This is a genomic window from Propionispora vibrioides (assembly GCF_900110485.1).
In the GTDB taxonomy this organism is placed as follows: Bacteria; Bacillota; Negativicutes; order Propionisporales; family Propionisporaceae; genus Propionispora; species Propionispora vibrioides.
In genome coordinates, this window is sequence record NZ_FODY01000011.1 from 71,996 (window position 1) to 96,505 (window position 24,510).

Sequence of the window (24,510 nt, forward strand, 5' to 3'; positions counted from 1 at the left end):
GGGGGCTTTCTCTCTAACAGTATACAAAAAGTTACATAAACGGTCAAGCTTTTTTATTCTATTGTAAAATATTACTCGGTATCCCAAATTGTGTTGTCAACCTATCCCAAACGTCTCTGACAGCGCTTTTTTGCTTCATGCTCGTTCATCTTTTTGAAATAAAGTTTCTTATGACTGACAAAATTTTACCCTGGCCGGGCCAAGAATGACCCGCCAGGGTACTGCCGTTAATTGAGACTATAGCCTAACTATGCTGCACCTCGAACACCTTGTAGCGTTCCTCCCGCAATAGTAGCGTTACGGCTATGGCCAGCGCCAGAACCAGCGCGGTACCGATCAGCAGAACGACACCGCTCCAGCCGTTCCATACCAGGAAGTTCCCGCCCAGCGCGCCCAACACGCTGGAGCCGATATAGTAGAGCAGCAAATAGAGGGACGATGACTGGGCCTTGCCAACCTTAGGGTTCTTGCCGACTGAACTGCTGGCTACCGAATGGCTGCCAAAAAAGCCGAAGGTGAACACGGCAACACCGATGATTTTAATAGATAGACTGGGCGCCAGGGTCAACACAACACCGGCCAGCATGCAGCTCAACGACAGGCAAAGCACCTTGTTACTGCCCCGTTCATCGGCCAGCTTGCCCATAAAGGTCGAACTAAAAGTACCGACCAGATACACAAAAAAGATGCAGCCGACCACCGTCTGGCTTAAATTATACGGCGCCGCCATGAGCGGATAGGCAATATAATTGTACAAGGTCACGAAGCTGCCCATAATCAAAAAGCCAATGCAATACAGGCAGCGAAGCTCGGTATCCTGCAGCGCCTGCCCCAGTCCCTTGAGCACTGCTTGCGGCGCCAGCCGCTTAGGTCGAAAATTCCTCGATTCCGGCAGGCGAAGCCAGAACCACAGGCTCATCAGCACACAAACAGCGCCCAGCGCGCCTACCGCGAAACGCCAGGAGAAAAAATCGGTCAGCGTGCTGATTAAGAGACGGCCTATCAAACCGCCCACCGAATTGCCGCTGACGTATATCCCGATCACCAGTCCGGTAATCGCCGGGCTGAATTCCTCATTGATATAGGCCATGGAAATAGCGGGAAACCCGGCCAGTAAAACGCCCTGCAGGGCCCGTAGCACCAACAGCAGGGTGAAGTTCTGGACAAAGGCGCTAGTAATCGCCAGCACGGCCGAACCGACCAGCGCCAGAGTCATTACATACTTGCGCCCCTTGACATCAGACAGCCAGGACATGAATATCATCGAAACAGCCAGTCCGCCGGTAGCAAAAGATACGGACAACCCGGCCGTAGACGGCGGTATCTGAAATTCGCCGGAAAACACCGGAATGAGCGGCTGCAGGCAATAAAGCAGGGCAAAGGTTACAAAGCTGCCCAGAAACATGGCGGCAATCGTTTTCCAGTAACGCTGGTCCGACTGCTCGATATAGTTTGACATTGTTAAACCATCCCTTCCCTGGGAGCTCAGCTACACTAAAAACTATCAACTGTTTTTACCACAGATGATCCACCAGAAAAAACAAATTCTTTTTATATAGTACTGCTAATTAAATTATAATTCCAATGCATTCTTATTATATAATTAATGCATAATGATTATATAGGAGTGGTTTTGTATGGAATGGTACCAACTGGAGAACTTCCGGGCCGTGGCCAGAACGCAGCATATGACCGATTCCGCCCGCGACCTGTCCGTGTCACAGCCGGCGCTGAGCCGTTCGATTGCCAAACTCGAACAGGAGCTGGGCTGCCCGCTGTTCGAGCGCAACGGCAAGCACATCGTGTTAAACCGCTACGGTAAAATATTTTTGCAGCATGTGGATAGAGCTTTGCAGGAAATCGCTACAGGCCAAAAAGTGCTGGACGATATGCTGCATCCCGAACGCGGCACAGTATCGCTGGCTTTTTTGCATTCCCTGGGGACCAATGTGGTACCCAGCCTGCTCGGCGAGTTTCACGAACAATATCCGGACATTCAGTTCAAGCTGTACCAAAATTACACGGCCCTGCTCATTGATCAGTTGGAAGCCGGCGAAATCGACCTGTGCCTGTGTTCACCGGTCATTCCCAATGACCGGATCGGTTGCCAGACCCTGTTTCAGGAGGAATTGTTGCTCGCCGTCCCCATCGATCATCCCCTCGCCTGCCGCCACGAGGTCAATCTGGCAGAGATAGCCGGCGAACCGATGATCACCTTCAAAAAGGATTACGGCCTCCGAATCATCATGGACCAGCTATTCTCCGCCGCCGGCCTGACGCCGGTCATCACCTTTGAAGGTCAGGAAATACTGACTGTTGCCGGCCTGGTCGAAGCCAAGTTCGGTTTGGCGCTCATTCCGTACACCAACGGGGTGGAAAAAGCAAAAATTACCTTCCTGCATATTGCCGATACCGACTGCCACCGCTCCATTGAAATGGCCTGGATAAAAAACCGCTACATGTCACCGGCCGCCCGAAAGTTTAAGGACTTTGTCAGCAAGGCCTTTGCCGGCTCCTGAGTGTCCGGTCCTTACCCGCTTGTACCCCGGAGGATCCGCTCTGCGGGAAGAAAAAAATCCCCCGCGCGGCCTACCGGCTACGAAAGGGATCAACCACTTAGCGCTTCTTGGGAAACACAGTTCTGAGTACTTCCATAAGAATATTAAGATAAAAAGCATAAGACTCTATATTGTGATGCCAGTCCTTTACCTTGCTGCTCACCTGGCCCTGCCAGGATTCCATCGTACTGCTGGTCTGCTCGACCGTCGCCCTCACGCTGGCCGCCAACTCCTGTACCGAGGTTAAGGTGTCCGGCAAAACAGATAACGTCCGGCCCACCGGCTCCCGGTTGGCCTCCACTACATCCTGCACCTGTCCCAGCACCCGCAGCAGCCGGCGCAACACGGCGATGAGATAGCCACAGGCAATCACCGCCAGCATGAACAGCACGGTCTGTCCCAACTCCATAAACGATATGTACACGGCTACCCCTCCTGCTCCGGATTGTCCGACCCGCCGGCCGGGTTGTAGTTTTTAAGCGCCTCTCCCGCCAGACGGTCAGCCAGTTCATTACCGGCCACGCCGGTATGGCCGGCCACTTTATGAAACCGCACCCAGGATAAATGACTGCCGATAAAGGCAGCGTAGCCTTGGGTCAGGGCATTGTTGGTTTTCCAGGACCCTGTGGCCCACTCCGAAATACCGCTGTAGTCGTGATGAATGGTAATCACCGCCACGTCCTGTGTCTGCGCCCAGGTGACGGCCTCCATCGTCGCCTCCAGCTCGCCGGCCACGTTGCGGGCGGCAACGGCGCTTTCATCGCGGCCCACGCCGCTGGCCGTATGAATCAGCTCATCGTCCCGGTAGGCGGCAAAGCCCCAGCTATACTGCCGCTTCCGGTGATCGTAGCTGCCGTCCACATATATATCATAATGGCTGCCACTCCGGAACTCCGCCCGACTGTCGGCTGTAGCCGCAACGACCGGTGCCGCAACAGCCGCCTCACCACTCAGATAGGTGTCTGCCTCCTGTTTGGTCGGAAAACTCTTAAACAGCGCCCCCTTATAGCCAATCACCTGCTTCTGGCACTCCGCCCAGGTTTCATAAATCCCCGGCGCCCTACCCGCCTTTACTGCGTAATACTTTTTTGCCGCCATAGTAAGCTGGATTCCCCCTACTTAATAATTCCCTTTTGTTTCATCTTGTCCTGATACATACAGAAATCGGCTTCTTTAATCAGCTCATTCGAGGACACGGCCGACCCAGGATTGTACTGGGCAAAGCCATGACTGAGGCTCACCTGAAAGTAAGACTCCGTTTTATTATACTCCACCGTCTGCGTGGCAATGCTCTCCCAGATCAGCGCGGCCAGAGGAATGGTACAGGACGGAAAAATAATCAGAAATTCGTCGCCCCCCAGGCGGGCCAGGATATCCGCCGGCCGCAAAGCTTCCTTGATCAGTTGGCAGACCGTTTCGATCAGCCTGTCGCCCTGATGATGTCCCCATTGATCATTCACTCTTTTTAAATCATTAATATCGATAAAGCAAATCGTACAAGGCTTGCCGGCCTCATCGGCCCTTACCAGCTGCTCTTCCAGGAATAGCAGGCCCGTACGGCGGTTGATCACGCCGGTCATAGTATCGGTTGTGGCATGTACTTTCAGCTCTTGCTCCACTTTTTTCCGCCCTATTATATTAACATAAAGGAAACAAATAGCAATCACCAGGAGAAAAATAAACAGGCCTACACCCCACACCAGCGTACGATATTGTCCGTAAAAAGATGCAGGCTGGTTCAAAATCATGCTGCCTGGCGGTAATTTTTGAGGATCCACGCCGAACCTGACTAATTGACGGTAATCAAACATATAATTGTTGGGGCTTTGCCGCACGACCGGTATTTGTCCGGGCGCTTCGCCCCTCAGCATACGCAGTGCCAGCGTAGCGGCCAATTCTCCCTGCGAGTAGCCGTCGGTCAAAAAGCCGCCCACCAGGCCATGGCCCAGATAAAAGTCCCACAGACCGTAAATAGGGACCTTCGCCTTTTCCGCAATAAGATCCATGCTTTCTTCATAGGAAAATACATGATTGGCCTTATCCTGATTAAAAGTGAGCAGTAGAATCAGGCTGTCGTCACCCAGCCGGGCTACATAGTCCCGCACCTCGGCCATCGTCATATCGTCCAGCAAGTCAAAGTGAATGCCCCGCTCCTGATAGGGCGGCATACTGTCCTGCAGCATGCGCAGGTTGGTTTGTCCCACCCCCGAATGATCGTTGATCACCACAATATTGCGGACACGGGGATGCAGCCGCAGCGCCACATCCAGCGTACCGGGAATATTCACATTTTCCACTACACCGCTCACCCAGTTGTGATTTGCGTTAAAGACCTGCTCGTTAAAATCATTGACCCCGCAAAACGCCATGGGCGTGCCCGGGAAAATCTCCTGGTGATGGGTCAGGACAAAGTTGTAGGCATTGTCATCGACCGTAATAATGGCGTCGAACTTCTTATTCCCGTATTTATACTTATACAGATCATACAATTGCTGAAGGTATTCCGGGTTGGGATTGCGTTTGGTATCCATATAGTCGAAATAGCATTCCACATCCGGCTCAGCTCCCAGCACGGCCCGGACGCCGGTATCCACACTATGTACCCAGGGCATATCCGAATGGTAGGACTGCAGGACCAGCACCTGCTTCTTAGCCGTATACGACTCATTGATAATCGTGCTGCCCTCCGGCAATTGGGCCCGGTCAATCCCGTACCGTTTCATTTGCCGTTCGTCAAACATCGCGCGATTCACATTGTCCTTTACGGGTGGGATATGGGACGGCTGCTCCCCGGCCAGAACCCGCAGCGCCAGTTGGGCGGCCATAGCCCCCTGGGAATAACCGCTGGTCAGCACACCGCCAACAATTCCATGGCCCAGGTAAAAATCCCATACGCCATAGATCGGTACCCGGCTGCCGGCGGCAATTAGCGAGATACTTTCGTCATAATTAAAATGATCGCCGGCTGTGTCCTGGAAAAAGACCAGAAACAAAACCAGACTGTCGGACGGAAGCTGCCGCACCTTGTCCTGGATTTCCGCCATGGGCAAGTCCTCCAGGGAAATAAAATTCACGTCCGGAAACTCCTTGGTCACCTCCAGCAAAGTACGCCGGACTCCCTGCCCGGTTATGGTCTTGTCATTAATGACATATATATTCTTGGTAGCCGGATGGAGGCGCAGCGCCGCCTGGATCGTCCCGCGGATATCGTACATTTCTACCACACCGGTAAACAGCGGTTGATCCTTAAGCATCCCGTCCTCAAAATAATTAACGCCGCAAAAAACAACCGGCGTATCGGGAAAGAGCTGCTGGTGAAACTGCTCCAGGAAACGAAAAGCCGCATCATCCGAGCAGATCACCAGATCAAAATTCCGGTCCTTAAACTTATAACGATATACTTCATACAGCTTGTTAAAGTATTCCTGGTCGGCGGCCACCCGTTTGGTGTCCATGTCCTCCACCGTCAAGTGAAGCTGCTGCCCCTCCGGCCCCAATACGGAGGAGATTCCCTCTATGATATCATCTGTCCAGCGATAACCTTTATGATAGGAATTTAAAACAAGAATATTTCGGGTTTCCTGGCGCCCCTTCGCCCAGGACAGACTGCCGGCAAACAGCATACTGCCTATGATAAAAATAATCAAACACGCAATACTCTTCCTCGCTTTAGCCGACTTCATAAAGTGAGAGCCACCTTTGCTGTGCTTTATATTTGTACTAAATAAATACCTCAAACTTCGTCAAAATCCTGCCATAAATTACAACCGCAGAAGGTACTTGCCGGCTTATTCTTTACTTTTCAAACAGTAATACAGACACTTTTTCCGCCCTTCCATTTCAAAAGATCTATTCTCATTTGTTCGCGTCTTTAAAATCAGCTCTGGATATCCTGTGTCAAATAAATATTGCTTGCCTTCACATTCTATAAAATAGGCTACCGCCGAAAATATTTATCAATTATAGTATTGTTATCGACTAAAACAGTTGGCTTCATATATCCTCCATATTCCCTTTCCTCTATTCTCATGAGGAAACGAGAATCCTTCCAGATTTAGTTAAATATTTCTGCACAAACAATTAAACGCCTGCCCACAGATACATGTTTCTGCAGAAGTTAACTGCTACCCCCAAAAACAGAAACTCCCTGCCAGATCAACAGGGATAAGTTTATGCTTAAATGAAAAAGGAGTGATAGCCCCCTAGCGGCATTATCACTCCTTTATCTTTTCCGCAGCCATTTGACAAGACGCAATAAACGGCCATCGCTCAAACTCACCGCATCAGCCGGACACAATTCCTGACAGCAATAGCAGCGAATACAGGCCCGGTAATCGATGACGGCTTTCCCCTGGGTAATCCGAATGGCCCCGGGCGGACAGTGCTCAGCACAACGCCCACAGCCAATACAGGCTCGGTCAATAAGCGGTTTGGCCGTAAACTGATTTTGACTAAAGTCAACAAGCCAGCCCGGCAGCTTTCGCTCCAGACTGTCAAAGTTGCGTGGTTCCTTAAAGTGAAGGCGTACACCCTTGCCACTGCCAACCCGGTCAATCGCCGCCAAAGCCGGCGACAAGCCGGCCGCTAAGGCAGCCTGGGAAACCGGCATCTGCTCAGCGTCAAACCCCATGATGTCGGCCATAATCAAATCGACAGAAAACCCGCAACTGCCAGCCAGCAGCACCCCGCTCCGAATAGCCTGCCCATTACGCGGACCGGCGCCCTCCATGCCGGTAATGCCATCAACAATAGACAATACCGGCTTAATGGCCCTGTACAAGTCAACCAGCATCCGGGCAAAATCAGCTCTGTGTTTCATGCGCAAATGAAATTGCGCCTTATCGGTGCCTACAAAAAGACCAAACAAATTTTTAACGGCCCCAGTGACTCCCATGAAAGAATGGGTCTTCATTTTAGCCAGTGAAATGACCTTATCTACTTCTGTAATGACACTAGCCACTTTCAGCTTTTTGAGCAAAATACCCTCGGGCAAAGTCACTTCGGCAGTTTCCTCAAAGGGAATCAATAGCACTCCCTCTTCCTGACAGACCTGCCAAATTCCGCACTTCTCCGCCACTTTCCGAAGATTACCCACTCCGGGTGAATCCCCAACTACCGGTATAGCCCCTGCCTCTTTTACACTCCGAATAACCGCCCTGACAACCTCCGGATGAGTAGTTACACAAAGACCTTTTTCCACCGCTTCTAGCATGTTTGGCTTCACTAATACTCTATCACCAGGCTGTATAAACTGCGACATGCCGCCTAAATGGGCGAGCAGATCTGTAATGGCTTGTCCGACTATTTGGGGATCGTAGGAATCAGCTTTGACGGCTGCTACTTTAGTCATAAAAGCACCTCCCTAGCCCTATTTAAAATTAAAAAGAAGAGATTCTTTATATTTTCTATAGCCTTCATCAGATATTATTCTATCTATCTCAAGACTGATATTCTTCTTATATCCTCTTTGATAAAAATCTGCTCTGCACTTTTGAGTTTCCTGAATCTCTTTTGCATATCTACTTTCGCTTGGTAAGTCAACATAGTCTTCTGGATTCCAAGTTCTATTTTCCTTGTTATCTGCAATTCCCTCTGGGAAAATGGCACCAAAAATCAAATTGGAAATAATATTAGAATTTACATTATGCCCTATATTATCAACTCCTATTTTCTCAAAAAAATAAATAATATGCTTAATTTCATACCTTGAATTTTCCCATCCCCAATTCCACTCACGTCCAATGGGAATGTACTTATAAATCGGTTTATCGTTAACTGTAGCAATTTGGTACCGCAGAAATAAAGCCATCCGTTGATATATATCTGAATTATAGTCGAGTTCTGCTGCTTTAAGAAAATGAGCTTTTACATTCTTTTCTTTTATGTATTTTATTTCTAATACTAGATTAAATAATTCTTGAAGGCCAAGATAACTTTTACATCGGTAAAGCTTTTCAGAAGTACCATATAGCCAAGCTATATGTATATTAAAAAAAGAGCTTGTCCATTCAAGTAATTCAGGAGTAATAATATTCATTATCGATTCATTATCTCGAAAATCTTTTATTTTCAATCCAAACTCAGAAGGTATCATATTTATAATATTACTTTTTGGTATTCCATGAAGTCTATAAACATCAATAAAATTATAAACTATCAAATCAATCTCATTAATTGGCTTTGTTTCTTTTAGAATTTTAGTTATTTCATCGCTATGATCAGAAAACCATTGCCTTAATTCTCTACCAAATTGTTGCTTTACTCTTTCATCTAATTTATTAGCGGTGAATTTATCAAATAAATTTATTATATCTTGATTAGGATTTTTGGCATTTATAGAGGTTGATACACAAATTTGTTCAAAATATTTCTGTGCCTCATCCTCACTACTAAAGAAAGGGCGAATTCGAGAAACAAATGACGCTCCTAATTTTTTAAAAATATCGTAAGTTGCGCCTTCAACAATTGTTTTTCCTATATCAAACACAAAAACAGGATCTTTAACCCACGAATAAAATGCCATAAAGATTGAAACAGTATCCAAGTTTATCACCTCTTTTAAATCATACCGAATACTGACAGGAAATACAAAACAAAATAAAGCAGTCCTTAAAACTGCTCTGAAGGGACACAGGGACAGGTTGCTTGTCCCGCCTATAATTAAATGCTATTCCAGCGTTTCTTCAGGTTCATCAAATCTAATTTGCTCTCGATTATACGGTATCTTATCCACATATAGCAAATAGAACATCTGTCCAATTCGTTGCCAAGGATTTCATTCAGGCCGAACGCCTTAGATCCTAGTTTTTCCTTCACTCGGCTTTCTAATTGAATTACGTCTTCTTTCAACACTGAATTAGATAATACATGTAAAATAATAAATCCTTATATTTTTCCTCACTTTTTGCCAACAATTCAATTAAAATGTTAGAATGTTATTAACAGCTATAAAAAGATAAAACTCCTGCTAAAATATACATATTGCGGCAGGAGTTTCTAATATTTTTAAAATTATTTATATTGAATGCCCAAGTAAACATTATTCACATCTAGATTATACATACTCTACCTGCTTTGATGCTACAAAAAATAATGCCGTTTGAAGTTAATATTCCCTTGGCAGCGACACGTAAACAGATACGACGTCTCTTTCCCCTTTTGTTATGTTAATTTTTGCATACTAAGCTTTCAGGCAACCATCGGTCTAATCGATATTTAACATAATATGCCATGTTTTTTCGTTGGTCATTATAAGATTATGATAAATATTTCCCACTTTAGTTACTGTCTCCTGTGTGGATTCGGTTAATAAAGGTTGTACTTCTAAAATTACATCTACAATATCTTCATATGAATCATAATACAGCTTAAAATGTTTGCATACCTCTTTTAGACTTTGTCTAGCTACTATAAATCTTTCATTATATTCAGCTATATTTATAAGTTCGATATATGTAACAAATCGAATAAGTCTGTCATTATGACACAGTGCTTCTGAATGCAATGCTTGAGAATGGCGCAATAAACATAGATCAGAAATTTGTTCATTATGCTGAAAATACTTGTTAAAGATTCTTTGCTTTTCTATTAAGTCTACCGAAGTGCCATATGGTAGCTTACTTAAAAACTCTTCAGAATCGAAATTAAGGACATCCCATTCTTTCCATGTAGGGGTTCCCGGTAAGAACATTCCAAAACTACCTGGTTCAAAAAACATGTGTGAAATTGCAAGTTTATCTTCATCATCAGCAAGCTCTATAAAGCGGTAATTATTTTCATTACACCAAGCCGCAATCTCCTCTACTTCTATTGAACTACATTTGGAAATATCTATTATACAAAAAGATTTACTGTATAAAGTGGTCATTAATTGAAAATCTGATTTTCGCGTAAAAAATGAAAAGCCGGTAGAAAAAGTTTCTATCGCAAAATCACCGCTACTATGGACAAAAAATTCTTGATCATCAGATGCCGCACGCATTTTTTCACTATAGATATAATCTGTGCCTATATCATAGGTATATGCAAAATCTGAAACAATATTATTTCCAATTATCGAAAAGCATGACCAATCTGTTAGATTCGAAATTATTCTATCGTCTATTTCTGAGATTATTTCTACAGGGCTAATGACAAAGCTTATCCACTCATTATCAAACAAATTTCGCCTTATTTTTTTAATAAAACTATTAATATCTTCCAGGAAACGGTTAAGAGACTTAGATTTATCGGAATATTCAATTCCAGAAAGTAACCCTCCATGGTTACAATTATTATATGATGATAAAAAAGCCGGGAGCATATCAGATAAGTTACATATTACTTTTACTTTATCATTATTATCTGGAACTAAATCAAAAGTTTCCATTGACGTGAAGAGTCGATATTTAGGCATCCAAATAGGATAAATAATACATTTATATTTAGCCTTATCAATTTTATATATATTACTATAATAGGATTCCACTTGTTCTCTAATTCTTTGTACTCCTTTGGCATCAAAGAAGTTATTTAATTCTATCGATATGCTTAAAGTGTCCTTTTCTAAACTAGAGGTTTCAATTTGCTCTGTTGGGAAACACCAATATCCGGTGTCACTCGAACATTCCCATATAACTAAAACTACAGGATAATAGCTCTGTTGCCATATCTTTAGGAGTCCAGTCGATAAAGATATTGAAAGTCCTTTGGTTGTTTGACGGATATATCCCTCACTTTTTATATCTTTTGTTGTCTTTACTTGAGTTCTGAATGAAAACTGTGTCCGTATGTTTGCTTTATTATCCTTAGACAGAGAGAAAATATCACATAATAGATCCTCACCAAAATCAGAAGTTCCTAAAGGAGTGCAGACAATATTGTTTTTTTGATATATCAAGTTAGCAGATAATTCACCAATATTGCCAGAAAAATAACTATCTAATGCTTTAACATCTTTACTCACCTTACTCACCTGTTTTTTATTATTTTGCGGCATTCTTAATATTTCACCAACAACAATTTACTTCAATGGATTTATAGTACATGTGGATTGTCAACACATAGTCGAATCGAATAGACAGTTGGGGAATTCCTTTTCGTCAGCTTTTTGTCCCAATACTTCGCGAATATTGATCAGCATTCAATTCAGCGTGTAGCACTTGTACGCTTTATAGTTAATTTGCTTATAAAATATAAAACTCCTGCCATATTTATACAAAACATAGCAGGAATTTTAGTTAATCAAGTACCCTTTTGATGTTAACCACACATTTAATCTATTATTGAAATTCAGCTATACTGAATTCCCAGATACACATTATTCGCTTCCCGGTTATACGTTATCTCCCCTACAACCCGCTTCAACAGCCGATTACTCTCCTGTACGCTCTCCAAATGCCGCCAATTTTCTTTAAATACCCTAATCTTTTGCTTGAGCTTGTCCAACGAAGGCAAACTGCTCCTGGATAATCAGTTGTAAGTCCTCAATCTCCCGTCTCAAAGCCTGAATCTGCTTTCCTGTAAGCTTCTTGTTCGAGAAACGTCATTTTATCAATACTATCTTCTTCCCGCATCTCATACAGTCGTTCTATAGCTTGCCGGTGCTTTTTCAGTTCCTTTTCCTTAACAGCTACTGTCTGTTGATACCGCAGTAACTCTTTATCATGTTCTTGTAACTGCCATTACAAATTTTCAGCAATCCATACTACCCGCTGATACAATCCATCAAAGAAATCATCATTTAATACGCAGCTTCGCTTATCATGCCGTATCCCATTGTATTTTTCCGTTGCCTAGGTAGATGGTCGGTCAACCAGTCAGTAATCTCCGTTAACCCAGCGCCATTAAACAGGACATAAGGACGGTGGTGCTGTCTTGCTATATCTTTTTCAATAAATCCTTTCCTCAAGACATATCCACCGTCCCCGCGTCTTTCGACATTCTATTCATTCGTAATTCCTATGAATCTTTTTCAATAGTTTATCATCCCGAATGCCATGATGATGAAGATCCAATAAAGCTAAATATCAGTTTTTATGGCTTCTTCAAATACTTTACGTACAATATCTTTAGTAGTGCCACCTTCAAAAATTTTACGCTTTTCTACATAATAAGTAGGAACGTAATAATAATCGTATTGCTTTGCAATTGCAGGATACTTCTCTTCATCAATGATTTCCACTTTAATATCTTTATATTTCGGATTCTCTTGCTTTACTTCATCAATCCAATCAATTGCTCTTTTACAATGTGGGCACCAATCTGTTATAAGTACAGTAACACTTTTCATAAGTCTACCACCCTTTCTTCTAATTGCATTATTACCTTGTTCTAACTGTAAATACCTCTTGCCAAATCCTTGTAGAAAATCACAGGGATGGTTTGCAGTGCTTCCAAAATTCGGACTCTGTCCCTTTGATTGCACTAGCTTAGTATCGCTTCACCTAGAAAAATCTCTTTATAATTTTCTTACACGTATCTTTAGCATTACCATCTAATGCTATCCACACTACCATTGCATCCCTTCCCAATTCTCTAGTTATTGTAATTTGCATACAAAACGCAAAACTCCTTCCATATTTATACAAAGTATGGCGGAAAGCCGGAGTACCCGCACACTTTTCTTTACAGAGTTTTTGTGGTAAACTGCTGATCAAACATAAAATTTATGTTAAAGGAGATGCAGGTTTATGTTTAAATATAGTCATTTGGAGTCGGTGTTATGCGTAGCAAAGGCTGTCGCATAACAAACCTGCTGTGAGATAGCTTTTGCTCAATCCTAAAACTAGAATTTTAGGAGGAGCATTATGGGCTACAAGAACGCTGTTAGTGTATTTCCCGCCGATTTGTTAGAAGCAATACAACAGTATATTGATGGTGAATATATTTATATTCCACGAAAGGCAGCGAATAAAAAACGATGGGGGGAAGTAAAAAACAGCAGGCAATATATTCAGGAACGCAACGAGATCATTTTTTCCCAGTATCGAGACGGTATTTCAGTTGAGGATATTGCAAGCTGTAATTACTTATCACCCAAAACAATCTACAAAATATTGGCTAATAGGAAAAGTCAATGCTAAAGTGAAAGCGACACGGTAATTGCCGTTTCGCTTTTTTATTTCTGAGTTATCATGTAGGGTGCATTGTAATAATATAACTACTATACTTTATTTATAGCAACAAGACAAAACATCAACGGAGGAAGAGTATTATGTACACATTTACAAATCAATTTATTTCCAGTCAGAATAACATGGAGTTTCTAAAAGCTGCCATGATGGGGCCTAATGCCATGCGAGTAGCAGAAGAATTAGCATCATACCTAAACGTCAATGAGAATATGCGTATACTTGACCTCGGTTGTGGATGTGGTCTTTCTACGCTCTTGCTGACACAAAAATACGGAGCAAAAGTTTTCGCCGCCGACTTGTGGATTTCACCGACTGAGAACTATGAGCGTTTCAAATCTATCGGGATTGATGATAAAGCCGTTCCGATTTCAGTAGACGCGACCAAAGGATTGCCCTTCGCAAGCGGATATTTTGACCTGTTATTTACTGTGGACGCTTACCATTATTTCGGTGATACGGCGGAAATGCTTCCTTCGCTCATTCCTTTTGTAAAAAAGGGAGGCTATATCGCCGTGGCGATTCCCGGCTTAAAATACGAATTCGGGGAAAATGTTCCCACTGATATGCAGCCGTTTTGGAATAGCGAGATGAAAAGAACCCTGCACTCTGTTGATTGGTGGAAAGATTTGTGGAAAAGGGCCGAGGGCATTGAAATGGTGGACAGCCGCGAAATGGACTCTTGCAGACAGGCGTGGAAAGAATGGCAGACCGGTTATCATCCTATTGTCGCTGAGGACATAAAAATGATGGAGGCTGAGAACGGAAAATATTTTAACCTTGTTCAATTGATTGCTAAAGTCATTTGAGCCAGAGGTATGATTTCCCAATTAAATAAATTCACCCAACTGAAAAAACTTCATAAGGTCCAGCCAAATCCAGCAATTCTATGGACACGGGGACGGTGGTGCTGCCTTACTATAGTTTTCTATAAATCCTTTCCTCAAGACACATCCACCATCCCTGTGTCTTGTGTTCACCCATTGATCCTGTGGTAAGAGTCTTTTAACTCCCTTTTTCCGTTTATGTTTGCCAAAAATTACATATCCCAGAGAAAGGCATATACATAAGCATTGCACCGTCATTTTCAAATTGCTATATTCCGTTCCTACTCAATCCCCTTGATTGTTGCTACGTCTGCAACTGGCCTTCTGGCGCTTTTGAATTTGTTGATTGGATGCTGCTTATCCTCATAACCGATTGCTATTCCAATAACGATAGAAAAATTGTCTGGAATGCCAAGTTTGTTGCGTAAAATCTCCGGGTAATGAACTAGTGTCACCGCAGGTATTGTCGCAAGGCCGCTCTCGGCTGCCGCCAGCATGATACTCTGGGAAAGCGCTCCAAGATCGAACATCGACCATGTGGCCAGACTTTTATCCATGCAAAGGTAAATAACCGCCGGCGCATAAAAAAACTTTTGATTCAGCTCGCCGAACAGCTTAACAGCATCTTCCGCGACCAAAGAAACGCCAGCCATAAACTCTTTAATGTGCTCTTTGGCGGCTGCCGGATAGCTTTTCGGATGGGGGATATCAGGGCTCATAGGAATATGGTTTTTAGTATTCGCCAAATAAGCCTGATTGATCTCCTTGAGCACTTCACCGCCGGCAACAAATATCTCCCAGGGCTGTGTATTTCCCCAGGACGGAGTGCACAGCGCATCGTTCAGTACAGCAAACAGCGTATCCTGGTCAACCGAATCCGGCTTGAATGCCCTGCAGGAACGACGGGTTTGTAAAATTTCACTGACGTTCATCTTAACATACCTCCAAATTAATGTTCACATATAACAAATCAGTGGTCAGTTTAAATTTTTTGTAATGAGACCAGCGCAGACCCTACTGGTTCTTGTAAGCCAATAATCTAGAAATGCCATTATCAAGTCTCCTCTACTTAATTGATTATTGGCCATAATACAAGCTATATCCCTAAATACAAATATCTAAAAATATAGATATATATTTGCAAAAAAGTAACGAACTTGTAAATTTGAGGACTTTCTTATAATTCATTTCTGACGTAGGCTGAGAACTCTTGAATGCACTTTTCATTCCGACGATAATAAGTCCACTGCCCATACCGCCTAGATTCCAAAAGCCCAGCCTTTTGCATCATCAATAAATAGCTCGAAATAACAGATTGCGTCAGTCCGGCTTTGGCTTGAATGCTTCCTACGCAAATTCCTCCCTTAAAATCGGCATCAGCAGGCAGACAGGTTTGCGGACCAAAATTTTCATCCGGGTTTTTCAACCATTCTAAAATTTGGCGACGAGTTTCATTTGACAAAACTTTAAATATTAGTAAAGCTTCCATATTTTCATTATATCTATTTTTCTAGATATGTCAATGTGCATTTGCGTTTTATAAAGGGTTATCAGTTTTCCACTAAAGAATAGTAGACAAAATGATACTTTCACGAACATGGCACCATTGTTATATCAAAAGTCCCCCCCTGATTTTACTGACTTCATAGGTATTTTCTTGTTCTAGTACATGCCATTAAATTATTCCATAACGTGTCTATTATCATATCTTTAAAAGCCAATTTATCTGGCTTTGCGCTATCTATAATGCCACGCTAGGTTATTGAACACTCAGACTAAACCTTAGTCAATTATTTGACTAAGGTTTAGTCCGGTAATCCCCAATTCCGTTCCGCATCATTTCTACGATTATTGCTATCGAACGGACACGGGGGCGGTGGTGCTGTCTTACTAAATGAGCACGCAAGTTCTGCATAGCCTGCTCTACGACTTGTTGGTCGTAGGAATCGGCTTTTACTGCTGCTACATTTTGCATATAGCACCTTTTACAAATCGACTTATTATATACACTCCCGCTGCTCTGCCACCTTCTTTAAAATGTGCATAGCACTCACTGCACACGGAACACCTGCATACCCTGCACAATGAAAAATTATCTCAATTAATTCTTCCATGGTTATTCCAATATTCAAAGCGGAATTAAAGTGGAAGCCCAGAGTGACCTCCCCAGCTCCTTGGGTTATCAGGGAAGACAAGGTGATTAGTTCACGTTGTTTCAAATCAAACACCGGTCTTGAATAAATTTCACCAAACCCAAATTCAATAATAAGGCGCGCCAAATCAGGCGAAAAAGCGTGTAAATCCGCTACCGCTTGTTTCCCCTTGTCTCCGGCCAATTTCATCAATACTTCTATACCCTGTTGGTAATTTGTCATTTTCCATCACTCACCTTTTCAATATCGGGGGAATTTCTTCCGGATCAACCAGAACTTCCACAACAGTAGGTCCCTGGTGATTTATTGCAAATTGCAAGGCACGTGCGACATCATTTTCGTCAGAGCAGCGAAAAGCGGCCGCCCCTAAAGACTGCGCAAAAGCGGTTGCATTCATGGGAGTTTCAAATACTGACCCTACCGTAAAATTAAACATTTTTTTCATTCCCACATCCACCATTGCCAGTCGTCCATTATTGAGAACAACAAAAATCACCGGAATATTGTTGCAAACAGCAGTGGAAACTTCAGTGCCATGCATCATCATGCAGCCATCGCCAGTGATACAGACAATAGGCCGTTCAGGCCTGGCAAGCTTAGCCCCTATGCTGTAGCCAATGGCATGTCCCATGGTAGCAAAGTATTCATCGAAATAGAAAGTTCCCGGCTCATAAATATCAAGATGTTGAATTGCATAGAAAGTATGACTGCCATTGTCACCGAAAAAAATAGTATCCCTAGGTACATTTCGCCGCAGTACCCGCATTGTTGCAGCAGCAGAAAGTATCGACGGCTCATGGTTGGGTTCCTGCTTAACGAAGTTCACGGTTGCAGCAATTTCTTTTTGTGCTTCTTGCAAAACATCCCTGCCGACCGGCACTGGTGACTGCTTGCCCTGTGCATATTTTAACAACTGACAGAGGTTATGCTTTGCATCACCAATCACAGCTATGGTAGGTACAGGAATGGCTTTTCCGATAAAGGTGGGATCACAATCAAACTGAATTACTTTCTTAGGATAAAAATCAGGGGTAATCCCGGACATAGCCAGATCAGACAATCTACTTCCAATAACAATCATCAGATCTATGCCTCGCTTCACCCAAAGATCAGCCTGAGGGGAGCCCCCCAGGCCCGAACCACCTAGTGAAAGTGCATCATCCGTCCTAAAACATCCTTTGCCTCCCGGAGTTGTCATAACCGGGATATTCCAGTAGGAAGCAACACGTTGCACTTCCTCATATGCCTGGGATAAATGAACCCCTTTACCCAAGAATAATACCGGTGACCTGGCCTCATTCAGCAGAGGAATGATTTGTTCAATGGCATTGGATGTAAGTATAGGAGACGGCAAGATGTCCACATCAAAAGCTTTGATTTCTTCCAACAATACGTCTGCCGGAATATTTAAGTGCACCGGACCTTTAACCATTCCTGAGCAAGCTTTTTCTAGAGCATGCTTTAAGTAAAGGGGAAAAGTTTCGGCACGCCCGACCTGTGCACTGAATAATGTCACAGGTTCAAACATTTTAACCAGATCCGTCCCCAGGAAACTGGCATCATGGCCAAGAGATTTTCCTGTCTCCTGCATAGAGGGATGGCCGGTAATAAAAAGCACTGGCAGATTGTAAGCTTTTGCCTGCCCGGCTGCAGTCAGCAGGTTTGTCCCACCCGGTCCACCTGTACCAACAACAACCCCTAGACTATCGTTCATTAGAGCATATCCTGCAGCAGCAAATCCCGCTCCAGATTCATGACGGCACAGTACATATCTCAATCCTTGCTTTCCAATTTCTGCGTTAATTGCTGCCACCGGTCTTCCTGGAATGCCAAAAGCATGTGTCACGCCAAGTTTCAACAAGTTCTCCACTAGTAAGGTTACAACTTTTTTCAAATCATTTTCCTCCCTAAGCAATACATCAAAAAATCTCTAGGAGTTAAAAATTATGCGCTACATTTTCCCTTAATCGGAATAGTAATAATAAATTTAGTCTCTTGATTCTTTTGGGATAGCACTTCAAGAGTTCCCTCATGGCGTCTGACTATTCCCATACAGACAGAAAGTCCTAATCCTGTGCCATTATCCTTGGTTGTAAAGAACGGGTCAAAGATTTTATCCAGATACTCTTTATTAATTCCACAGCCAGAATCGCTGACGACTAAACAAACAGAATCTTCATTACGGCTAGTTTCTACAATAATGACACCTTGCTGTTCTATAGCCTCTATACCGTTTTTCAGCAAGTTCAAAATTAACTGTGTAATCTCCTTTTCGTCTAAGAGAATTAAAGGCAAGTTTTCATCCAGCCTAGTTTCAATCTCAATACAATGCATATTTGCTTCTGACAATATCATCGGGACAATATGTTTAATAATGCTGTTAATCTGCGTAGGTGCCTGCTTTGTCGCCTTATTATTAGACAAAGACAAAAAGTTAGAAATAAGCTGCTCCACTCTTTCCAGTTCGGATAAAACCACCTTAAGCTGATCCCCCATAACAGATGTACTTCTCTTTTCCATAATTTGCAGATAGCCTTTAATGACTGTCAGAGGATTTCTAATTTCATGGGCCACTCCCATGACCAATTCACTAATCAGGTTAATACGGTCTAACATTGCCAGTGCCTTTTCATGTTCCATTCGTTCCTGTTCATATTTTGTTATATCTTGATTTATAGTAAGCGAACCAATAATTTCCCCCGTGCCATCCCATAAAGGCACTGCATTTAAAAGCAATGTACGGCCTCGGAACTCATAAGGCAAATTAGAAATTTCCGTGCCTTGAGAAGCTAAATAGGAAGGCGATCCAACCCAATCTATGCCAGTTGTTTCTTTCAAAAAGTCCGGCCCCTTACCACGTAATTGTTCTATGGTATATTCGGGATAAAATATATCCCTAAATGTTTTATTTGCGCCTACGAGAATACCTTCTGTGTCTAATTCAAGAATAGCAACGGGACATAAGTTGTATATCTGTCGCAACCTTATTAACTCATCCATATGTCTACTTGAAAATTCCGGTACCATGACAACATTCCTCACTTTTAAAAATCATTTTTACCTTTAAAAGCATAAACTAAAACTCACTACGGTTTTAACACCACTTAGCTCATATGCTATTCACCATTCATGCATCCTCTGCTATTTTGGTACTTTACCGGATTACTGGCAGCCTTAGAATTATGGATTTATGCCGATTTTTCAATAGCTTTAGCTATTATTTTTTGCTCGCCATTTCTCATATTTTTCTCTAATGATTGCACCACATATTTTCTAATCCCTTACATTCCTCATCATCGATGTACTATCAATTCCTTTATTTACCTATTTTACAAATTCCGCTCTTAAAACAAAAAATCCTGCAACTTTTTATCAAAAAATGCAGAATTTTCCTCTTTGCTATATGGTCTTCTTATAGGGCCGACACCCCTTGAAATGCGCTTATAGAACCAGTATTCAAGCATCTAGAATGTATTTCACTGCATATACTTTTCTATACCACCTAAATGGGCAAGCATTGCTTCTCTAGCCGTCGCGCTTCTGTTCTTTTTTATTACGTTATAGTCACAAAGACCTACTAATTACTGCTCGTCAGCGTAACAGCAAGTGAATCCATATAGTCTCGCCAATAAATAATTTTTCGATTTTTAATAGTAATTATTGAGCAAAATCTATTATCATAAGGTCTACCCGTGTGTGGTTCGATTCCGTGAACCTGATATTCCATAACGATAATATTTTCTCCCTGCACTTTATAGACTTTAAGATTATCGGCATTATTCAGTTTAATACTATAATTACTAAACCAACTCATATATTCCGAGCGGCCTTCCATTCTGTTTGGAAATCCAGGAATGTTGTATAAAAAATCAAATACTGCATCATCCGCAACAGCATCCCAAAAATGTTCCCCGTCAACTTCACCTCTAAGTCCTTCCATAATGATATTAAAAAATGGTTCGGCGTTTTTAAATCCAACGGACGGTCTTTCCATGTTTGTTCTCCTTTCATTTTTCTCTAATTATACCTATATAATAGGACAGCTGTATGTCATATTAATATCTATTTTCATGGCTACTATCCCTTATATACGCTTGGCAAAATGAGCTACTACAGAAAACTCACGAAGAAAAATGGCCGCAGATAGGGAGCAAGTAAATTAAAATACACGCTAAACTTATCATTACCGTATATGACCAAATGAATTTATCTTTTCTTGAATATTTGCATCTCGTTGAGTACTGTTGCACATCAATAACAACCTCTGGAGAAGTAATGAAAAGACAACCTTTGCCAGACTATTGACCAAGGTTGTCCTTAATTGTTTTGTTAGGCTGCTGCATCCAAAACGAAAAAGTTATACAGTAAGAAGTGATAAATCTCCATCATACCAAAGTCTAAGGAGGCTTTGCTTTGATTCCCTAGTTTTATATTTACGAAATCCAAGTTTCCATCCGATTGAAAGTTACTTCGTTGACAAGTAGTGCAAATTACTTTATTTTGAAGTATGCAAGTTATATCAGGTAATTTACAAAGCAAGTGACTATACTAATAAAGGGGTGAGGCACATGTCAGCACAAACAATTGAAGTAATGGCTAAATGGGTCGAAAATAACATTACCGAGCAACCGACCCTAGCGGCCATGGCATCCCATGTCGGATATTCCCCATATTATTGCTCGGTCAAATTCCGAGAGCATATCGGTACTACATACAAACAATTTCTTTCCAAGTGTAGGCTAATGGCTGCTGCACAAGATTTGAAAATCACAGAGGATTCTGTTACGGAAATAGCCTTTCGTTATGGTTATGGTTCCTCTGAAGCCTTAACTAGGGCATTTGCGCAGGAATTCCATTGTCCGCCAAGGCAATATCGCAAGGACTTTCGTAATTCTCTTAACATGACTGACTGATAAAGCGCTTCCGCCTTTATTACATATAAGGGGAGTAAATAAATGAAGTTTGGAAGAAACAATATTTGTTGGTGCGGCAGTGGACAGAAGTATAAAAATTGCCACATGGAAATTGACGAAAAAATTAAGCTGTATCGTATGAAGGGATATGAGGTTCCGAACCGTACACAGTTAAAGACAATTGAAGACATCCACGGGGTTCGGGAGAGCGGCCTTCGCAACATCGAATTGCTGGATTATATCAGCGAATTTGTGGTGGATGGAATAACCACGGAAGAGCTAGATCAAAGGATCTATCAAAAAACCATAGAGCTAGGAGGCATCCCTGCCACTTTAGGCTATGAGGGTTATCCAAAGAGCGTATGCATTTCCATTAATGAGGTGGTATGTCACGGAATTCCTTCGGAACAAATTCGATTAAAAAATGGCGATATTGTAAACATTGATGTGACCACCATTTATAATCGGTATTATTCTGACTCATCCCGTATGTTCTGTGTTGGTAAGGTATCCAATGAACGAAAGAGATTAGTGGAAATAGCAAAAGAATGCCTGGACCTTGGAATTGAACAAGTCAGACCCTGGGGATTTCTCGGGGATATTGGTCAAGTGATTAAGGATCATGCTCACGCCTATGGCTATTCGGTTGTCCGGGATATTGGAGGCCATGGTGTTGGATTAAGCATTCATGAAGAGCCATGGGTAAGTCATGTTGCGTCTGCAGGCACTGGAATGCTTTTGGTTCCAGGTCTCATATTTACCATTGAACCCATGATTAATATGGGGTCGGCAAATGTACATACCAACCGAAGGGATGGATGGACTGTAACTACCGATGATGGACAGCCCTCTGCCCAATGGGAAAAAACTGTATTGGTTACAAAAACGGGAGTGGAAATATTGGCCTATTAGTTTGTACGAAAAATACTCCAACACGGCAGTCCCAGGGTACTAAACTTATAAACAGTAGATCATTTACTCCTGTGGGTGTGTAATTTTTTTATTTACAATTATTAGATAAGCAGATCTATTGATTTTGTTAACCACCTTTCATGTTCTCCTTTATTATTTTTAAGGCGAAAATATAAAGGCGTGTAACAAAACTTTTTTTATTTCTCCATTGCTTATAATTTTCTTGAGTTGTCATTTTATAAGAAACAGGTTTTCGCTATTATAGGTAACAGTATGGCACTCACTAATAATCATTACCTCGCAATTATGCGTTCTATAATTTGCAATTATAATGTTTCAAGACTGATAAACTTCTCCAGACCGCCTACTTGAGACGTGGAGACAGGCAAAATTAAGCCGTTTGTCACGGTTTATGACCGAATGCTGCTAAAACATTACATGGACTGAGCGAATTCTATAGCACCGGCGAGTACATTTTCCAGTTCAGCATTGGTCGATAATTCTGCATAGATACGGATAATGGGCTCGGTCCCCGATGCCCGGAAAATCAACCAGCCGGTTTCAAGTTCCAGCTTACAGCCATCGGTACATTGCACCGACAGTACTTTGCTGGTACCAATCGACGCAGGCGGCGTTAGCGCTAAGCTCTCCATCAGAGCTTTTTTCTGTCTGTCGGCTAAATGCAAATCCCTCCGGCCATAATAGAACCAACCATGTTCAAGGGAGAGCTCGTCAAGCAGCTTCCCTAACGGTTTGCCATAGGCAGCCATCATTTCTATGAGCAAGAAAGCAAGCAGCAGTCCATCGCGTTCAGGAATATAATTCTTGATCCCGAGACCGCCGCCCTCTTCTCCGCCAATAAGAACATCCTCTTTAAGCATTACTTCCGTAATGAATTTGAAGCCGACAGGAGTCTCATAGAGCTTGCGCCCGTATTTTTCAGCCACACTTTTAATCAATCCTGATGCGCTGAGCGATTCCACCAAACCGCCGCTCCAACCACGCTTCTCGATAAGGTACTTGGCCAACAAAGCTATAATCTGGTGTGCATTGATGAACCGCCCATTTTCGTCTACCGCGCCGATCCTGTCACTGTCACCATCCACAGCCAGGCCGCTATAAGCATGGTTACGAGTTACCGTTTCCTGAAGGAACCGCAAATTCTTTTCAATGGGTTCCGGATTGACGCCCCCAAAAGAAGGGTTGTATTCTGAACGCACTTCTTTGAGATTGATGCCCAGCTCACGGGCCAGTGCCACAGCATAGCCGCTGCCAGCGCCATGCATGCAGTCAAATACTATCGGCTCCTTAAAGGAATATATTGTCTGTAGATCCAACACGGCTTTAACATGGGCAAGATATTCCGCTTGGGGAGAAAAATACTGAACACCAGAGAAATCGGCTATTGGGGGCTGCTCACTGTTGGCCGCTTCCAGCTTATGTACGTATTTCTCTATGGCAGCCACGATTTCCGGCGAAGCCGACCCGCCGTACGGCGCCTTAAATTTAAGTCCGTTGTATTCAGGCGGGTTGTGGCTGGCGGTAATCATAATGCCGCCAGCAGCCTGACGGTCTTTTACCTGCCAGGTAAGCGCCGGAGTGGGAAGTATCGCATCAGCCAACCATACCGTGACACCGTTGGCAGCCAGAACCGCCGCGCAGTTTTCCGCATACTGCCGCGAAAGAAAACGGGCATCATAGCCAACCACTATGCCCTGCCGCTGTTCATTGCGGTCTATTATATAATCAGCTATGGCCTGAGCAACAAGGCGGACATTATGAAAAGTGAAATCCTCGCTGATGATTCCCCGCCAACCGTCTGTACCAAATGTAATCATGTTATACCTTCTTCCTATTCGTCAAATTGATTTTATGTCGTAAAAAAAATCTCAACTATATAAGTCTTCCCAAATTTTATGATACACGTAACGAAATGTTCTGTCCATGTCGAGAAGGTAAATATTCTGCAGTTGATTATAATCGTTATTGACGTGCCGTCAGCAGGAAAAACCTTTTCAGAACCAGAAATACTAATC

At 42.9% G+C, this 24,510-nt stretch carries 21 protein-coding genes; 5 read left to right on the forward strand and 16 right to left on the reverse strand.

All coding sequences use genetic code 11. The features are described from left to right. Positions 1-244: 244 nt before the first annotated feature. Positions 245-1,459 carry an MFS transporter gene (locus BMW43_RS10535; protein WP_091746820.1) on the reverse strand — a complete coding sequence of 405 codons (1,215 nt, stop codon included), beginning with the start codon at positions 1,457-1,459 and terminating at the stop codon, positions 245-247. Positions 1,460-1,637: 178 nt separating this feature from the next. Here BMW43_RS10535 and BMW43_RS10540 point away from each other — a divergent pair, with 178 nt between their 5' ends. Further along, the gene (locus BMW43_RS10540) at positions 1,638-2,519 is read left to right on the forward strand and encodes a LysR family transcriptional regulator (RefSeq protein WP_091746823.1); all 882 of its coding nucleotides are present in this window, start codon (positions 1,638-1,640) and stop codon (positions 2,517-2,519) included. Positions 2,520-2,616: 97 nt separating this feature from the next. Here the strand turns inward: BMW43_RS10540 and BMW43_RS10545 are convergent, their stop codons facing one another. From BMW43_RS10545 to BMW43_RS10575, 7 genes are all read right to left on the reverse strand, one after another. Then, positions 2,617-2,982: a hypothetical protein gene (locus tag BMW43_RS10545; RefSeq protein WP_091746826.1), complete on the reverse strand. Its 366-nt coding sequence runs from the start codon at positions 2,980-2,982 to the stop codon at positions 2,617-2,619. Positions 2,983-2,984: 2 nt separating this feature from the next. After that, positions 2,985-3,656: a ribonuclease H1 domain-containing protein gene (locus BMW43_RS10550; RefSeq protein WP_091746829.1), complete on the reverse strand. Its 672-nt coding sequence runs from the start codon at positions 3,654-3,656 to the stop codon at positions 2,985-2,987. A 17-nt stretch (positions 3,657-3,673) separates the two neighbouring features. Beyond that, complete coding sequence (locus BMW43_RS10555) at positions 3,674-6,241, reverse strand: ABC transporter substrate binding protein (protein WP_091746832.1); 2,568 nt, start codon at positions 6,239-6,241, stop codon at positions 3,674-3,676. Between the two features lie 539 nt (positions 6,242-6,780). Next, positions 6,781-7,908 (reverse strand): DUF362 domain-containing protein, encoded by a 1,128-nt coding sequence (locus BMW43_RS10560; RefSeq protein ID WP_091746835.1) that lies wholly within the window; start codon positions 7,906-7,908, stop codon positions 6,781-6,783. An 18-nt stretch (positions 7,909-7,926) separates the two neighbouring features. Then, a complete protein-coding gene (locus BMW43_RS10565) occupies positions 7,927-9,102 on the reverse strand; it encodes a hypothetical protein (protein WP_091746838.1) in 1,176 nt (391 codons plus the stop codon). Between the two features lie 660 nt (positions 9,103-9,762). Continuing rightward, positions 9,763-11,502 (reverse strand): DUF4365 domain-containing protein, encoded by a 1,740-nt coding sequence (locus tag BMW43_RS10570; protein ID WP_177173549.1) that lies wholly within the window; start codon positions 11,500-11,502, stop codon positions 9,763-9,765. A gap of 1,056 nt (positions 11,503-12,558) precedes the next feature. Further along, positions 12,559-12,828 carry a thioredoxin domain-containing protein gene (locus BMW43_RS10575; RefSeq protein WP_091746844.1) on the reverse strand — a complete coding sequence of 90 codons (270 nt, stop codon included), beginning with the start codon at positions 12,826-12,828 and terminating at the stop codon, positions 12,559-12,561. A 517-nt stretch (positions 12,829-13,345) separates the two neighbouring features. On the opposite strand from BMW43_RS10575, the gene BMW43_RS10580 reads away from it, so the two are divergent. After that, the gene (locus tag BMW43_RS10580) at positions 13,346-13,621 is read left to right on the forward strand and encodes a CD3324 family protein (protein ID WP_091746847.1); all 276 of its coding nucleotides are present in this window, start codon (positions 13,346-13,348) and stop codon (positions 13,619-13,621) included. A 131-nt stretch (positions 13,622-13,752) separates the two neighbouring features. After that, the gene (locus BMW43_RS10585) at positions 13,753-14,478 is read left to right on the forward strand and encodes an SAM-dependent methyltransferase (protein ID WP_091746850.1); all 726 of its coding nucleotides are present in this window, start codon (positions 13,753-13,755) and stop codon (positions 14,476-14,478) included. Positions 14,479-14,777: 299 nt separating this feature from the next. Here the strand turns inward: BMW43_RS10585 and BMW43_RS10590 are convergent, their stop codons facing one another. The 7 genes from BMW43_RS10590 to BMW43_RS10615 all read right to left on the reverse strand — a co-directional run bounded on the left by BMW43_RS10590 (position 14,778) and on the right by BMW43_RS10615 (position 20,643). Beyond that, on the reverse strand, positions 14,778-15,428 hold the full coding sequence (locus tag BMW43_RS10590; RefSeq protein WP_091746852.1) for a nitroreductase: 651 nt from the start codon (positions 15,426-15,428) through the stop codon (positions 14,778-14,780). Positions 15,429-15,673: 245 nt separating this feature from the next. Continuing rightward, a complete protein-coding gene (locus tag BMW43_RS10595; RefSeq protein ID WP_091746855.1) occupies positions 15,674-15,985 on the reverse strand; it encodes an ArsR/SmtB family transcription factor in 312 nt (103 codons plus the stop codon). A 309-nt stretch (positions 15,986-16,294) separates the two neighbouring features. Then, on the reverse strand, positions 16,295-16,471 hold the full coding sequence (locus tag BMW43_RS21145) for a hypothetical protein (protein ID WP_177173545.1): 177 nt from the start codon (positions 16,469-16,471) through the stop codon (positions 16,295-16,297). A 25-nt stretch (positions 16,472-16,496) separates the two neighbouring features. Further along, positions 16,497-16,871, reverse strand: coding sequence for a carboxymuconolactone decarboxylase family protein (locus tag BMW43_RS10600; RefSeq protein WP_091746857.1), 375 nt, complete (start codon positions 16,869-16,871; stop codon positions 16,497-16,499). A gap of 10 nt (positions 16,872-16,881) precedes the next feature. Continuing rightward, entirely contained in the window at positions 16,882-18,543 is a 1,662-nt protein-coding gene (locus tag BMW43_RS10605; protein WP_091746860.1) for a thiamine pyrophosphate-binding protein, read from the reverse strand. Positions 18,544-18,593: 50 nt separating this feature from the next. Next, complete coding sequence (locus BMW43_RS10610; protein WP_091746863.1) at positions 18,594-19,676, reverse strand: two-component system sensor histidine kinase NtrB; 1,083 nt, start codon at positions 19,674-19,676, stop codon at positions 18,594-18,596. A gap of 550 nt (positions 19,677-20,226) precedes the next feature. Further along, positions 20,227-20,643 (reverse strand): nuclear transport factor 2 family protein, encoded by a 417-nt coding sequence (locus BMW43_RS10615; protein WP_091746866.1) that lies wholly within the window; start codon positions 20,641-20,643, stop codon positions 20,227-20,229. A 574-nt stretch (positions 20,644-21,217) separates the two neighbouring features. Here BMW43_RS10615 and BMW43_RS10620 point away from each other — a divergent pair. Further along, positions 21,218-21,562: a helix-turn-helix transcriptional regulator gene (locus BMW43_RS10620; protein ID WP_091746869.1), complete on the forward strand. Its 345-nt coding sequence runs from the start codon at positions 21,218-21,220 to the stop codon at positions 21,560-21,562. Between the two features lie 42 nt (positions 21,563-21,604). Next, positions 21,605-22,474 carry a methionyl aminopeptidase gene (locus tag BMW43_RS10625; RefSeq protein ID WP_091746871.1) on the forward strand — a complete coding sequence of 290 codons (870 nt, stop codon included), beginning with the start codon at positions 21,605-21,607 and terminating at the stop codon, positions 22,472-22,474. A gap of 434 nt (positions 22,475-22,908) precedes the next feature. Here the strand turns inward: BMW43_RS10625 and BMW43_RS10630 are convergent, their stop codons facing one another. Beyond that, positions 22,909-24,312 carry a phosphoglucomutase/phosphomannomutase family protein gene (locus BMW43_RS10630; protein WP_091746874.1) on the reverse strand — a complete coding sequence of 468 codons (1,404 nt, stop codon included), beginning with the start codon at positions 24,310-24,312 and terminating at the stop codon, positions 22,909-22,911. Positions 24,313-24,510 lie beyond the last annotated feature (198 nt).